Source organism: Pseudomonas sp. W2Aug9, assembly GCF_023127755.1.
In the GTDB taxonomy this organism is placed as follows: Bacteria; Pseudomonadota; Gammaproteobacteria; order Pseudomonadales; family Pseudomonadaceae; genus Aquipseudomonas; species Aquipseudomonas synxantha_A.
The window spans coordinates 99,517-113,951 of the sequence record NZ_SPKL01000028.1 but is presented as its reverse complement, the minus strand read 5'-3'; the positions used below and the strand labels follow the sequence as shown (position 1 = coordinate 113,951).

At 60.0% G+C, this 14,435-nt stretch carries 13 protein-coding genes; 9 read left to right on the top strand and 4 right to left on the bottom strand.

Annotated features, from left to right (window positions below; genetic code table 11):
- Nucleotides 1–51: 51 nt before the first annotated feature.
- The 4 genes from E3O56_RS18560 (at nucleotide 52) to E3O56_RS18545 (ending at nucleotide 4,285) form a co-directional block, all read left to right on the top strand.
- The gene (locus tag E3O56_RS18560) at nucleotides 52–1,023 is read left to right on the top strand and encodes a LuxR C-terminal-related transcriptional regulator (protein ID WP_248128701.1); all 972 of its coding nucleotides are present in this window, start codon (nucleotides 52–54) and stop codon (nucleotides 1,021–1,023) included.
- A 100-nt stretch (nucleotides 1,024–1,123) separates the two neighbouring features.
- Nucleotides 1,124–1,999 (top strand): transporter, encoded by an 876-nt coding sequence (locus E3O56_RS18555; RefSeq protein ID WP_248128699.1) that lies wholly within the window; start codon nucleotides 1,124–1,126, stop codon nucleotides 1,997–1,999.
- Nucleotides 2,000–2,021: 22 nt separating this feature from the next.
- Nucleotides 2,022–3,176, top strand: coding sequence for an MFS transporter (locus tag E3O56_RS18550; RefSeq protein WP_223018331.1), 1,155 nt, complete (start codon nucleotides 2,022–2,024; stop codon nucleotides 3,174–3,176).
- On the top strand, nucleotides 3,173–4,285 hold the full coding sequence (locus E3O56_RS18545) for a class II histone deacetylase (RefSeq protein WP_216091400.1): 1,113 nt from the start codon (nucleotides 3,173–3,175) through the stop codon (nucleotides 4,283–4,285). The genes E3O56_RS18550 and E3O56_RS18545 overlap by 4 nt, the downstream gene beginning before the upstream one ends.
- On the opposite strand, the gene E3O56_RS18540 is transcribed toward E3O56_RS18545, so the two are convergent.
- Together E3O56_RS18540 and E3O56_RS18535 are read right to left on the bottom strand one after the other, a co-directional pair.
- Complete coding sequence (locus E3O56_RS18540) at nucleotides 4,275–5,414, bottom strand: glycerate kinase (RefSeq protein ID WP_248128697.1); 1,140 nt, start codon at nucleotides 5,412–5,414, stop codon at nucleotides 4,275–4,277. The two genes, E3O56_RS18545 and E3O56_RS18540, sit on opposite strands and share 11 nt — an antisense overlap.
- A gap of 100 nt (nucleotides 5,415–5,514) precedes the next feature.
- Entirely contained in the window at nucleotides 5,515–6,630 is a 1,116-nt protein-coding gene (locus tag E3O56_RS18535; protein WP_248128695.1) for a sugar diacid recognition domain-containing protein, read from the bottom strand.
- Between the two features lie 160 nt (nucleotides 6,631–6,790).
- Between E3O56_RS18535 and E3O56_RS18530 the strand changes: the two genes are divergently transcribed.
- Both E3O56_RS18530 and E3O56_RS18525 read left to right on the top strand, forming a co-directional pair.
- Complete coding sequence (locus tag E3O56_RS18530; RefSeq protein ID WP_032875421.1) at nucleotides 6,791–8,101, top strand: MFS transporter; 1,311 nt, start codon at nucleotides 6,791–6,793, stop codon at nucleotides 8,099–8,101.
- Between the two features lie 179 nt (nucleotides 8,102–8,280).
- A complete protein-coding gene (locus E3O56_RS18525; protein WP_248128693.1) occupies nucleotides 8,281–9,153 on the top strand; it encodes a hypothetical protein in 873 nt (290 codons plus the stop codon).
- 24 nt (nucleotides 9,154–9,177) lie between these two features.
- On the opposite strand, the gene E3O56_RS18520 is transcribed toward E3O56_RS18525, so the two are convergent.
- Nucleotides 9,178–9,882 (bottom strand): SDR family oxidoreductase, encoded by a 705-nt coding sequence (locus E3O56_RS18520; protein WP_223018334.1) that lies wholly within the window; start codon nucleotides 9,880–9,882, stop codon nucleotides 9,178–9,180.
- Between the two features lie 101 nt (nucleotides 9,883–9,983).
- Here E3O56_RS18520 and E3O56_RS18515 point away from each other — a divergent pair, with 101 nt between their 5' ends.
- The 3 genes from E3O56_RS18515 (at nucleotide 9,984) to rarD (ending at nucleotide 12,993) form a co-directional block, all read left to right on the top strand.
- Complete coding sequence (locus tag E3O56_RS18515) at nucleotides 9,984–10,886, top strand: LysR family transcriptional regulator (RefSeq protein WP_078821340.1); 903 nt, start codon at nucleotides 9,984–9,986, stop codon at nucleotides 10,884–10,886.
- Nucleotides 10,887–10,967: 81 nt separating this feature from the next.
- The gene (locus tag E3O56_RS18510; RefSeq protein WP_032875432.1) at nucleotides 10,968–11,984 is read left to right on the top strand and encodes an aldo/keto reductase; all 1,017 of its coding nucleotides are present in this window, start codon (nucleotides 10,968–10,970) and stop codon (nucleotides 11,982–11,984) included.
- 127 nt (nucleotides 11,985–12,111) lie between these two features.
- Nucleotides 12,112–12,993 (top strand): EamA family transporter RarD, encoded by an 882-nt coding sequence (gene rarD, locus E3O56_RS18505; protein ID WP_032875435.1) that lies wholly within the window; start codon nucleotides 12,112–12,114, stop codon nucleotides 12,991–12,993.
- 54 nt (nucleotides 12,994–13,047) lie between these two features.
- Here the strand turns inward: rarD and E3O56_RS18500 are convergent, their stop codons facing one another.
- Nucleotides 13,048–14,277: a DUF6543 domain-containing protein gene (locus E3O56_RS18500; RefSeq protein WP_248128691.1), complete on the bottom strand. Its 1,230-nt coding sequence runs from the start codon at nucleotides 14,275–14,277 to the stop codon at nucleotides 13,048–13,050.
- Nucleotides 14,278–14,435: the final 158 nt, after the last annotated feature.

Below are 14,435 nucleotides of genomic sequence, written 5' to 3'. Positions count from 1 at the left end.
GCCTTCACCCTGTGACGAGAACAACAAAAAAAGTCCCACAGAGGAATACCTATGAGTCGCCTTGATCCCAATGGCCTGTTGCAGGCCTTCAGTACCCTGGCCCTGGATCTGCAGCGCCTGGCCCAACATCAAGACATCGAACATTTCCAGCACCATGCCCTGGCACGGCTGAGCCAGTTGCTGGCATTTGACAGTGCCTGGTGGGGGCGCGCGGCGGTGATTGACGGTATGCCGGAGGAGCACAACAGCTACCTGTACCATTTACCACCACACTACCTGGCGGACTGGCAGTCGATCCGCCATCTGGACGTGACCGTCGGCCGAGTGCATGCAACACCCGGCCAGGCCGTGATCATCGACATGCGCGACCCGGCCAATGGCAGCGCCTTGAATTGGCTGGGGCAGCTCCACGGCCTGGGCCAATTGCTGTGCGTGATCCATATCGACCCGCAAACCCACCTCAGCGACCACCTGACGCTATACCGCAAACCCGGTGCGCCCAGGTTCAACACCCATGACTGCCTGCTGCTCAATAATCTGATGTTGCATCTGGTGGCGGCAGTGTCCGCGAACCAGATCCGCACGCTGGTGGCCATGCGTGAAACCCTGACCAGCCCACGCAACCTCGCCTTGGCTGTATGCGACCCTCGAGGCGTATTGCAATGCGCCGAGCGCGGCTTTATCGACATTTTGCTCAGTGAGTGGCCGCGCTGGAGCGGCCCTACCCTGCCGGTACAACTGGATGAACGCGGCCATGCCGGCAAGCACATTCACATCCAGGTTTCGGCAGTGGGCGACCAGTTGCTGCTGGCGGCGCGCCTCAACCGTGCATTGCCCCAGTTGAGCCCGCGAGAGAACGACGTGGCCCAGGGGTTTGGCGAGGGCAAGACTTATAAGCAAGTGGCCCGCGACCTTGGCCTTTCACCCAATACGGTGCGCCACCATCTGCGCGCCATTTACACCAAGCTAGGGGTAAACGACAAGGCGCGTATAGCGCACTTGGTGCACGCCCCACCCGACTGATCCTTCGTCCTTTCAACTTAAGCCTTTGCCACGCTCGTTTTCACGGTCGCGGGCAACTGTTGCCCGTTTTTTGGCTGCCCCTTACAAGAGACGCCTTGCCATGATTCATTCACCTCTACGCAAGATCACAGTGTTGCTTGGCGGCACGCTGCTCAGCCTCGACAGCCAGGCTGCCGACCTTAACGCCCGGGACTTTTTTGGCGCACCGGCGGGCACCAGCCTGGGGGTGGTGTACCTGCCCGCCACCCGTGCCGGCGATTTCCACGGGCCCGCCGACAGCACCGGCAAGGCCGACCTCAAGGTCAACGCCCTGGCCTACCGCCAGGTGTATTTCACCGACGCCTGCGGCACGCTGTGTACACCGCAGTTCATCCTGCCATTTGCCGACATTACGGCGCGCTTGCCCGGCACTGAGCAGCGCACCCGCGAGCGCGGCCTGGGCGATCCACAAGTGGGCGGCACGCTGTTTTTCATCAACGACCCGGCATCGCGCACCTACAGTGGCCTGTTGAGCCTGATCAGCGTGCCTCTAGGTGAGTACCACAGCCAGAACCCGGATGTGTCCCCGGGTGCCAACCGTTGGGGCGCCACCTTTGTCTACAACTACACCCAGGGCATCGGCGATAACTGGGTGCTGGAAGCCAACCTCGAAGCCCAATTTTACGCCAAGAATGACGACTATTTTGGCAGCGAACTCAAGCAAGCCCCGCTGTATCGCCTGCAAGCCTTCGCGTCCTATGACTTCAGCGCCGCCACTTACGGGGCACTGCGCCTGATCCAGGCGGATGGTGGTGCGCTGCGCATCAACAATCGCCGTATCGACGATACCCACAAACGCTACACGCAACTGGGCCTGGAACTGGGGCATTGGCTCGACACCCAGAACCAACTGATGGTCAGCCTTTCGCAAAACGTCGCTGCCTCCAACGGCTATGCCGGGACCGAGGCATTGCTGCGTCTGGTCCATGTGTTCTGATCCCCATTCCTGGAGTTTGAAAATGCCTACTCAACCCTCTGCGGCAAAGGCACGGCTGGCAGCAATCGTGCTGTTTGCCGCCATCACCCCGACCATCCTGATGACCGCACCCGCCGTGGCCGCGCAGTTGGCCAGCGAATGGCAACTGAGCCCGGCACGCATTGGCGATTTGTTTTCCGTGGAGCTGGGCGCGATGAGCCTGGCGACCTTGCCTGCCTGGTGGTGGCTCAAGCGCGTTGACTGGCGCACCGCGGCCCTGATTGCAGCGCTGCTGTTTATCGTGGCCAATCTGTTGTCGATGCGCGCCGACACCTATGCAGCGTTACTGGCGCTGCGCTGTGCCAGCGCCCTGGCCGGCGGCTCATTGATGATCCTCTGCTTGGCCAGCGCCGCCACTACCGCCAATCCCAGCCGTGTCTACGGGCTGTGGGTGATGGGCCAATTAGTCGTCGGTGCACTCGGGCTGATCGTACTGCCGGGCTTGTTCGAGCGGTTTGGACTGAACGCCTGCTACCTGATCCTGGCAGGCTTGATGACCCTGTTGCTGCCTCTGGCCCGGGCGTTTCCCGCTGGCAATGCCACGGCACCGGCAAACCACGGCCCTTCATTGCCTGGCTCGCGCTGGAAAGCCGCGCTGGGGGTCGGCGCGGTCCTGGCCTTTTACATCAGCCTGGGCGGTGTCTGGACCTTTATCGGTGCCTTGGGCGCCAGTGTCGGGATTTCCCCGCAACACAGTGGTGAGGTACTCGCCATCGCAACCGTAATGGGCATTGCTGGCGCCGCGAGCGCGTCGCTGATTGGCGGGCGACTGCCCCGAGCAATTCTGTTGCTCGGGGGTTATGCGCTGATGGTGGCGGCTGTGCTGCTTTTGCTCGGCGAGCCAGCGCTGCTGCGTTTTGCCCTGGCGGCGCTGCTGTTCAAGTTCACCTGGACGTTCATCCTGCCGTTGGTGCTGGCCTGCCTGGCCGACCTTGATCACAGCGGCAAACTCATGAACGCCTCCAACCTGGTGATCGGCGGTGGCCTGGCCATCGGCCCGGCGATTGCCGGCCGCCTGATCGAGGCCAGCGGCGGGTTCACCCTCCTGCTGCTGGGCGCTGCCGTCATCACGTTGCTTTCCCTGGTGATGATCCTCACCAGCCGTCCCAACCACCTCACCGAACTGGAGCCGGTATGAACCGAACCACCGCATTTTTCTTCGATGAAATGAGCCTGTGGCACAGCGCAGGTGCGCACGCGCTGACATTACCCGTAGGCGGCTGGGTACAGCCGCCGGCTGGCAGCGGTCATGCCGAATCCCCGGAGACCAAACGCCGCTTGAAAAGCTTGTTGGATGTGTCTGGATTGACGCGTCATCTGCACCTGCTTAGCGCACCGCCGGCCAGTGAAGCAGACCTGCTACGGGTGCACAGCAGCGCTTATCTGCAACGCTTCAAGGCCCTGAGCGATGCTGGCGGCGGCGAGCTCGGCCCGCAGGCGCCGATTGGGCCGGGCAGCTACGAGATCGCGAAACTGTCTGCGGGCTTGACCATCGCCGCCGTAGACACGGTGCTCAAGGGTCAGGCGCACAATGCCTATTCCCTGTCTCGGCCGCCTGGGCATCACTGCCTGGCAGACAGCGCCATGGGCTTCTGCTTTCTCGCCAATATTGCCATTGCCATCGAAGCGGCCAAGGTCCATAACGGGCTCGGCAAAGTCGCAGTGATCGACTGGGACGTGCACCACGGTAACGGCACGCAATCAATCTTCGAGGAGCGCGCCGATGTGTTGACGGTTTCACTGCACCAGGACGCTTGCTACCCACCGGGCTACAGCGGCGAACGGGATCGTGGCCGGGGTGCCGGCCTGGGCGCCAACATCAATATCCCGCTGCCGCCGGGCAGTGGTCACGCAACCTATGCGCATACGATGGAACGCATTGTGCTGCCCGCCCTGGAGCGTTTCGAGCCAGAGTTGATCATCATCGCCTGCGGCTATGACGCCAATGCCGTCGACCCACTGGCGCGCATGTTGCTGCACAGCGAATCGTTCCGGCTGATGACCCGCAGCCTGCGCGAGGCAGCCGAGCGTTTGTGCCAGGGCCGTCTGGTGCTGGTGCATGAAGGCGGTTACAGCGAAGCCTACGTACCGTTTTGCGGGTTGGCGACTCTGGAGGAATTAAGCGGCGTGCGCACCGCGGTGCAAGACCCAATGCTGGAGTTTGTGCAATTGCAGCAACCCGGTGCGGCGCTGCAAGCGTTTCAGGAGCAGTGGGTGGAGCGGTTGGCGCAGGGGGTCAGCGATTAGCAGCAAGGCGCCACACCCGCGCAATATCCGCGGCGCGCTCGCGCAACAGGCGTGGCGCCTCGCTGCAGGCTTGTTCCAGGCTCATTGGTCCCGACGGTAGGGCAAATGCTGCATCCACACCGTGGGCATACATCTGCTCGTAACCGTCGCCCAAGGTGCCTGCGATCACAATGACCGGTACGCCGTGCTGGCTGGCGATGCGCGCAACCCCGAACGGGGTCTTGCCGCGCAGGGTCTGAGCGTCGAAGCGGCCTTCGCCGGTGATGACCAGGTCGGCGCCACGTACGGCGTTTTCGAGGCCGACCAGTTCGGCGACCACCTCCACGCCCGGACGAAATTGCGCACCGAGGAATGCCTTGGCCGCGAAGCCCAGACCACCGGCAGCACCACTGCCGGGTTCATCGCGCACATCCTTGTGCAGCACCTGGGCGCAGTGGTGGGCAAAATGGTCAAGGGCGGCGTCCAGTTGTGCCACCTGCTCGGGACTCGCACCTTTCTGCGGGCCGAAAATCGCTGAGGCACCGTGAGGACCGCACAGGGGGTTATTGACGTCAGCAGCGATCTCAAAACGCACCTGCGCCAAACGCGGGTCGAGCGTTTCAAGGCTAATACGCGCCAAGCGCGCCAACGCCAGCCCACCCGGGGATAGCGGCTGACTTTCTGCGTCAAAAAGTTGCACACCCAGGGCCTGCATCGCACCAGCCCCGCCATCGTTGGTAGCACTGCCGCCAATCGCCAGGATAATACGCCGCGCCCCCGCATCCAGGACGGCGCAGATCAACTCCCCGGTGCCATATGTTGTCGTCGAACACGCGTCGCGCTGGCCGGGCGCGACCAGTTGCAAACCACTGGCCTCGGCCATCTCGATAATCGCGGTATGGCTGTCGGCCAACCAGCCCCAACGCGCCTCGACTTCGTCTCCCAGTGGGCCTCGCACGGTTTGCCGGCGCAACTGGCCATTGCACGCGGCAAGTACCGCATCCACCGTGCCCTCACCGCCATCGGCCATCGGGCATTCGACCAACTGCGCATCCGGCCAGACCTGGGCCAACCCTTCGGCAATGGCCTGGGCCGTGCCTGCGGCACTGAGGCTGTCCTTGAACGAGTCGGGGGCGATGATGATCTTCATGATGGGCTTTCTCCGGTTTTTATAATGCCCATGCTGCCAGTTGGCCTGGGCAATGACGCCGGTCCGATGCACAAGTGCATATGGGGTTTGTTGGTCATTTCTACAAAGCCTGCGCCTCCAGAGGGTGAGGCAACAACTGCACGCCCAGGTACAAGGCAAGCATACCGTCGAGGGTCAGCGGGTCGACGCCGCTGAGTTCGGCAATACGCTCCATGCGGTAACGCAAGCTGTTGCGGTGGATGCCCAAGGCATCGGCACACGCCTGGCTTTGCCCGTCGTGCTCGCACCAACTGCGCAAGGTCGCCAGCAGTTGCCCATTGCTATCCTTGGCCAGCACCTTGCGCAATGGGTTGAGCAGCTCGTCCAGCGCGTCGTCGTTGCGATGACGCCAGAGCATGACCGGCAGACGATAACGGGTGAGGGTCAATAGGCGTGTTTGCGGCAGGAGATCGCGGCCATAGGCAAGTAGATCACTGACCCTGCGGTAACAGCGGCGCAGCCCTGGCAAGCCATCCGCTTGCCCGCCAACCGCAACACGCAGGATAGTCCAACCCAGGCCGTCGAGCTTTTCCAGCAAACGCGGATTATCGACCTGCACAGCGGCAGGCCGGCACCACAGCAGGGAGAACTGCGCAGGGCTGACGCACCAACTGTCGGGATAGCGGCTGGTAAGCCAGGCACTCAAGGCTTCTGCCGATTGGCCCGGGCCCAGTTCGAACAGGTATGGCGTGCGCGCCAGATGCGGTTTGAGGCCCAGTTGCCGGGCTTCGTCCACCAGGCGGGGGGAGTCGCCATTGTCGGCCAGCAGCAAGGCCAGCAAATCATCGCAACGCTGGCGTCGCCATTGCTGCTCAGCTTGCTGATGGCGGTGGCTGACCAACATTTCAGCCGTCATACGCACCAGTTCGGCATAGGTGCGCAGGCCATCGGGTTCGCCGGTAATGCCCAGCACGCCGATCAGCCGCTGATCGTGCATAAGCGGCAGGTTAATGCCCGGTTGCACGCCCTTGAGATGCTTGGCGGTCTGCCCGTCGATTTCCACCACCCGGCCATTGGCCAGGACCAACTGCGCCCCTTCGTGACGAGTATTGATACGCTCCGGCTCACCGCTGCCGAGGATCAGGCCCTGGCTGTCCATGACGTTGACGTTATACGGCAGGATTGCCATGGTGCGATCGACAATCTCCTGCGCCAAGTCATGATCCAACTCGAACATGGGGCTAATTTCCTGAAAAGACGGGTTGTTCACCGGCACAGCGCAAAGGCGGCTTCGCTGTGCGCCGGCACAAAGACAGTCGCCCATTACGTCGCCGAGACTGTTGGGGCGGTCAACGTTACCCTCGCGCCGCGAAAAATCATAATAAAGAGAGAATCCCATGCCACAGAGCGCCACTGCAGCACTGGCCAGCGATGACGATAAAAACGCCATCTACAAGCGCATCACCCTGCGCCTGATCCCCTTCATCTTTATCTGCTACCTGTTCAATTACCTCGACCGGGTAAACGTTGGCTTTGCCAAGCTGCAGATGCTCGATGCGTTGAAGTTCAGCGAAACCGTGTACGGCCTGGGCGCCGGGATTTTCTTTATCGGCTATGTGCTGTGCGGCGTGCCGAGCAACCTGGCACTCACCCGGTTCGGCCCACGGCGCTGGATCGCGTTGATGATGATCGTGTGGGGGACGCTGTCTACCTGCTTGCTGTTTGTGACCACGCCGACGCATTTCTACACCTTACGCCTGTTTACCGGTGCCGCTGAAGCCGGCTTCTTCCCCGGCGTGGTGCTGTACCTCTCGCAGTGGTTCCCGACCTTCCGCCGTGGGCGGATCATGGCGCTGTTCATGTCGGCAATCCCGGTGTCCGGCTTGCTCGGCAGCCCGTTCTCTGGGTGGATCCTCAACCACTTCGCAGCCGGCCAAGGTGGCCTGGCGGGCTGGCAGTGGATGTTCCTGCTGCAGGGCATCCCGACTGTGATCCTCGGCGCCCTCGCCTACTTTCTGCTCAGTGACAGCTTCGCCAATGCCAAGTGGCTCAAGCCCCATGAGCGCGCAGTGTTGGAAGCCGACCAGGCCACGGACCTGGCGAACAAGCCCGCAACCACCAGCGATTCGCTGGCCGAAGTCTTCAAGAACCCGGCGATCTGGGCGTTCGGCCTGATCTACTTCTGCATCCAGAGCGGCGTGTATGCGATCAACTTCTGGCTGCCTTCGATCATCAAGAACCTGGGGTTCAGCGACAACCTGGTGATTGGCTGGCTCAGCGCGATCCCCTATTTGCTGGCGGCGGTGTTCATGCTGCTGGTGGGCCGCTCCGCTGACTTGCGCAAGGAACGCCGCTGGCACTTGGTAGTGCCGATGCTGATGGGCGCCATCGGCCTGGTGATTGCGGTTAACTTCGCCACCACCCCGGCCATCGCCATCCTTGGCTTGACCATCGCCACCATGGGTGCACTTACCGGCCTGCCAATGTTCTGGCCGGTGCCCACCGCCATGCTCAGTGCCGGTGCCGCAGCGGGTGGCTTGGCGTTGATCAACTCCATGGGGCAGATGGCGGGGTTTCTCAGCCCGTATATCGTCGGTTTTGTGAAAGATGCCACTGGTTCAACCGATGTGGCGTTGTACCTGCTGGCGGCGGTGATTGTGGGTGGGAGTATGTTGGCTTTGCGGATGACGCGTGCGCTCAAGGTTTAACCTCCATGGGACGGCGCAGATGCTCTTGGAAGGCGTGAGGGTGTTTGCGTCGGCACACGCTGCCTTGAATGGAATTAAAGGCTTGCTTTTTATACCTGTCACTTTTGACAGTATTCAAATTTTTGGATCGCATTTAGCCTTCACTGTGAATTCATTTCACTTCTTGAAGGGCTATCGAGATGATCAGTAAAACAGCACAGGGCACCCAAGGTAAGTTAACAGTCACAGTAGCAGGCGCGCACAACCTGACCTTCCAAGGTGACGCGGATAAAATGGATATGTACCAGGAGCCAAATGGAATATGGCATTTGGTGGCGACAAAACGTCTCTCTCCAGAGCCCAACCATTTTTATGGCATTGATATTTATCTTCCCGCTGAGCTACCGAGTGACGGGACCGAACACAGCTATAGCTTTGCCGATGGGCACGCCAGGTTGCTCTTTTCTGCGTATGAAAACTCGGGCATTTCTCCCTATTGGGCAACTGCCGGGGAGATAACAGTGTCATTCGACGGTGAACGGATGCAGGCGTCTTTCTCGGGTAAAGCGCAGTTTGGTAGCGATAAACAAATAACGCTGACAAAAGGTGATGTCGACCTGACAGGCGTGTCAATGGTTCACAGCGCCCAGTATCCGGCCAAGGGTGAACTGGACCTGACTTTCGAGGGTGGGCCGCTACCGGGTTCTTACTCGTTCAAAACCGACCTGCGGATTGATAGCTCCGACTTCGGGGGCCACCGCCCGGATCGCCGAATCTTCATGGGCGACTATTACGATGACGGCTTGCCGCAGACTCGGAATATTTTTGCCATCGTGGTCTATAACGACGCGAAGGGATTGATCCATGACCTGGCCGGCAATAATGACGTCCGCGTTCAGTTTCAACGACTCGACACTTATGGGACGGTGACAGCCCATGCTGGGGTGCTGAAACTGAACGAAGAAGTCACTGACGAGCATGGCTCGGGTGAGTTTGCCTGTTCCTTTCGAAGAAATGACGGGCCTGAGTTTACTGCCATAGGGACGTTTACACTGGACAAGGCCCGTCATTAACCAAAGGGCACCGGCGGTGGGCGGTTACAGCTGCCCGCCGCCGTCGATATCGATGATGCTTCCCGTTATAAAGCTGTTCTCCATGGCCAGCACATACCCCGCCGCCACTTCTTCAGCCTGCCCTACCCGGCCAACCGGCAATGCCCCGCCTGCGTTGGCAAACATCGCCACGCGCTGCTCTTGCGCCAACCCGGCATAGGCCGGGGTGTCAATCACGCCCGGGCTGATGACATTGACTCGACGTGGCGCCAGTTCCTTGGCCAGTTGCTTGCCCAATGCTTCGGTCGCAGCGTTGATGCCGGTCTTGATGAACTGCCCCGGTGCCAGCTTGCGCCCCAACTGACCGGAAGTCAGGCTGATGCTGCCGTGTTCATTCAGGAACGGCAGCGCCTGTTGAATCGCACGCAGCGCGCCCCAGAGTTTCACATTGAAATTTTCCTGGGCTTCGTCAAGGTCGGTTTCGATCAGGGGCTTGGCCCGCACCGAAGGGCCCGAGGTGTAGACCAGGTGGTCAAAATGCCCCACCGTTTCGAACAATCGCTGCAACGACGCGCTATCGGTGACGTCCACCGGTTCGCTGCGTGCGCCTTTCTCGATGCCGGAGGTCAAGCGACGCCCGGCCAGCACCACGTGCGCGCCGCGAGCAATGGCCGCCTGGGCCACTGCCGCGCCGATACCGCTGCTGCCGCCAATAACGATGACGGTTTTACCGCTCAGAGAAGAGACCATGTGCAAACTACCTGGATAAGAAAGTGAGCCTTCATCTTCACAGCTTGGCAATCGGTGAAAAATCCGGGTAAAACGACAAGATCTTTAAAGGATTTTTATCAATGGGCTCGATTCTCGACCTTGAAGTCTTTGTGCGCAGCGCCGACACCGGTAGCCTGACCGCTGCCGCCCGTAGCCTCGGCCTTACCCCAGCAGCGGCCAGTATTGCCCTCAAGCGTCTTGAAACCCGGCTCGGCATCCGACTGCTTGCCCGCTCCACCCGCAGCATGCGCCTGACCGAAGAAGGCCGGCGTTATCTGGACAGCGTGCGAGTGGCGCTGGAAGCCCTGTCCGAAGGCGAACATGCCATCAAGCAACAAGGCCAAAGCCTCAGTGGTTTATTGCAATTGGCCGCTCCCTCGGACTTTGGCCGCAATGTGCTGCTGGGCTGGCTGGATGAGTTCAAGCTCGAGCATCCGAACATCCGCCTGCAATTGTTACTCAACGACAGCAATGCCGATTTGTTTCGCGACACCGTCGATATAGCCCTGCGCTTTGGCGTGCCGAGGGATTCCAGCCTGGTGGCGCTGCCGGTGGTGCCCGGCCACCAGCGCATCGTCTGCGCCAGCCCTGACTACCTGGCGCGCTACGGTGCACCGCAGGTGCCTGCAGATTTGGCGCAGCACAGTACGCTGCGCTACATGCGCCGCGGGCAGGCCAATAGCACCTGGTATTTCCGCCAGGGCACACTGCTGCAGGAGGTCGAAGTCAGCGGCGACTACCTCAGCGATGACGGCGAAATCGTTCGGCGCTGGGCGCTGGCCGGCCATGGCATTGCCTATAAAGCCAACCTGGATGTGGCCCGAGACATCCAGGCCGGGCGGCTGGTGCCGCTGCTTCCCGACTGGCAAGGCGAACCCACGCCGTTCAACCTGATGTGCCCTCACCGTCTGCAAGTATCGGAGCGGGTGAAAGTGCTGCATCGTTTTTTACAGGCCCGCTGCCAGACATTGCTGCGCGGATGAAGAAATGCGCCCAGGGCTTGTTCCAGAGCCGTCGGGTCTGGTATTGCATGACTCACATTTGCCTGCAATGAGGAGCTTTGCATGATTTACCGCACATTGGGCCAGTCCGGGTTGAAAGTCAGCGCACTGACGCTCGGCACCATGATGTTTGGCGAACAAACCAGCACCGAAGACTCGCTACGTATCATCGACAAGGCCTGGGACCAGGGTATCAATTTTATCGACACCGCCGACGTCTACACCGGCGGGCGCTCCGAAGAGATCGTCGGCGAAGCCATTGCGCGCAATCGCCAGGATTGGGTGCTGGCCACCAAGGTCGGCTTCGGCCCCGCCGATGGTTTGCCCAACCGCAGCGGGTTGAACCGCAAGCGCATCTTCAATGCGTTGGAAGCCAGCCTTGCGCGCCTGGATACCGATTACCTGGACATCTACTATCTGCACCGTGAAGATCACGACACGCCTTTGGAGGTAACCGTGTCGGCCATTGGCGACCTGATCCGCCAAGGCAAGATCCGCTACTGGGGCCTGTCCAATTATCGCGGTTGGCGCATCGCTGAAGTGATTCGCGTGGCCGAGCGCCTGGGGGTAGATAAACCCATTATCAGCCAGCCGCTGTATAACATCGTCAACCGCCAGGCCGAGGTCGAGCAAATCACAGCGGCGGCAGCCTATGGTTTGGGTGTAGTGCCTTACAGCCCGCTGGCACGTGGGGTGCTCAGTGGCAAGTACGCACCTGACGTTACACCCGAGCCAGGCAGCCGTGCCGCGCGCCAGGACAAGCGCATCCTGGAAACCGAATGGCGGGTGGAGTCGCTACGCATCGCCCAGCTGATCCAGCAATACACCCAGGGACGTGGCGTGGGGATTGTAGAGTTCGCAATTGCCTGGGTGCTGAACAACGCGGCAGTGAGTTCGGCGATTGTGGGGCCGCGTACCGAGGCGCAGTGGGATGCCTACACTCACGCGCTGAACGTAAACATCACGCCTGAGGATGAGGCCTTCATTGATTCGTTGGTCACGCCCGGGCACTCGTCCACTCCGGGGTTCAACGACCTGGGCCATTTTGTTTCCGGCCGCGTGGCGTTGCGAGCGGACTGAAATCTGCCTGATAGCATGGAGATTGAAATGTGGGTGGAAGCAAACTCCCGCCCGCATTCTATTTCTCGCAAAAAACGCCATACTCCCCTCCTGGAACTGGATATGAATCGGCTTTCGCGAGGACAGTGTGTCTAAAGGTGTGGTGTTATCGGTCTTGGCCTCGGTGTTGTTTGCCGTGATGTATTACTTCACGTCACTGCTCACACCGTTGAGTGGTCTGGAGATTTTCGGCTGGCGCATGTTGCTTACAGTACCGTGCATGACGGTGTTCATGATCGTCAGCGGCGAGTGGCGGCGGGTGTGGGAACTGTTGCGGATGTTGGCGGCCAAGCCGCGCCTGATCGCCGGGGTGCTGGTGTCTTCTGCCTTGCTCGGCGTGCAGTTGTGGCTGTTTATGTGGGCGCCGCTGAATGGGCGCAGCCTGGACGTTTCCGTGGGGTACTTCCTGCTGCCGCTGACCATGGTGCTCACCGGGCGCCTGGTCTATGGCGAGCGGTTGTCACGGTTGCAACAGATCGCCGTGGTGTTTGCCGCGCTGGGCGTACTGAACGAGTTGTATCAGGCTGGTGGTTTTTCCTGGGCAACGCTGGTGGTGATCATAGGCTACCCGGTGTATTTCGTGGTGCGCAAATACCTGACCACCGATCATTTGGGCGGGCTGTGGCTGGATATGGCGTTGATGCTGCCGGTGGCCTGGTGGTTTGTGCAGAGCGGCGAACAGGGTTTTGCGGTGCTCGATGTGCATCCCAAGCTATACGGGTTGATTCCGATGCTGGGCTTGATCAGCGCTTCGGCGCTGGTGAGCTACATCATTGCCAGTCGCTTGCTGGCCTTCAGCCTGTTCGGGCTGCTGAGCTACGTAGAACCGGTGCTGCTGCTGGCGGTGGCCCTGCTGTTGGGCGAAGGCATCCAAGGCGGGCAATGGCTGACCTATATCCCGATCTGGCTGGCGGTGATGGTCCTGGTGTATGAAGGGTTCAAACATCTAGTGCGTCAGCACCGAGCTTGAGTGGCTGGATGGAAGTGGCGCAATGGCGTGGGGTATCCATTCCCCTCTGTCGAGTCAGGTCCTGACTTCGGTCGTCGGTAATTCAGGCGTACCTACGCTTTGTTCAATGACGTCGGCTGTGTTCTCCAACCTTTTCCTCCACTTACCGTAATGGGGGATGTTGCTCTGGATTTGACTGCCCACCCTTTCCAAGTTGGCATCCATCTCTGCCTTATCAACACCAAACACCTTGCCGACACGATTGTCGTGATTCAATTCAAGCAGCGTTCCTTTGATGGGGTCTTTCAGGATGGTTTCGATGGAATTCGCCACGTTGTCAGAAAGACCCAGCGCTTTCAACGCGGTGGCCAGGCCATGCCCAGGACTTCTGAGTTGCTTCAGGAACTCGTCGTAAAGACCCATTAGGTCATTAGCGCGCACGTTGTCCAGGGAGACACTGGTTATTTTCTTGCGGAACTCGTTGAAGGTCATGGGTTCAAGCGGTTTGTTTTGGTTCAACCCGTTTTGGACGAAATAAAATCTCCTCGCCTTGGCGTCCTTTTTTTGGCCGCCGCCTTGCAAGTTTCCATAAGCGTCGTAGCTATAGACGATGGCTTCTCCATCTGGCCGATACCCGACATAAAACGCCTTTCCATCTGGTTCCAGTTTATAGAGCTGCGTTCGCACCAGCCCGTCGACCTGAGCGGGTGGGACCGAGGCGTCTTTGTTCAACCGCTCGAAAATATCCCCCCGCTCATGGCCGAAACTACCCACGACCGCATTAATATCGCCAGCCGCGAACTCGCCGAACTGCTTGTTGACCCGTTCCTGCTGTTTGGGTGCTTCAGGATTGGAAAAATGCTGGGTAAATCGCTTTCGCTCAGTCGGGTCATTGGCTACGTCCTTGAGCCAGGCCGTCATGTCCTCTGCATCCTTGAACTCATGAAACGAGGTCACGTCATCTTCCGGCATATACAGGACGAGATTAGGCCCATCTTCGGTAGGCAGCACCCGCTTGATCACCATCATGTCATTGGACTGGGCGCCATCAACCGCGAATGTCGAGACCTGCACTCCGGGCGCACCCGGTTTGTTGGGTGAGACCACAGCCTTCACCAACTGATAACCCTCGGCACTGAGGGTGTCGCCCAGGAACTCGGTTTCGCCATCATCCAGAAACTTCTTACGCGCCTGATTGACCAGGTCTGCATCATCGGATGAACGCACATAGCGAACTGGCTCGGTCTGTTCCGCTGGTAGGCTGGGCTCGATCGGGCGTTGAGGGGTAGGACAATTCACATTCATAAGCGGACCTCTTCGGAATGGAAGCGCAGGTTTTTCTGCGCTCCTCGCCTCTGTGTGATATTTGAAAAACCATTTGTTCCTATTTCACCGCCCGGCAATTACAACCCGATATAACAGACACAAAAAAGCCCGGTAAAAACCGGGCTTTTTCGTTATCC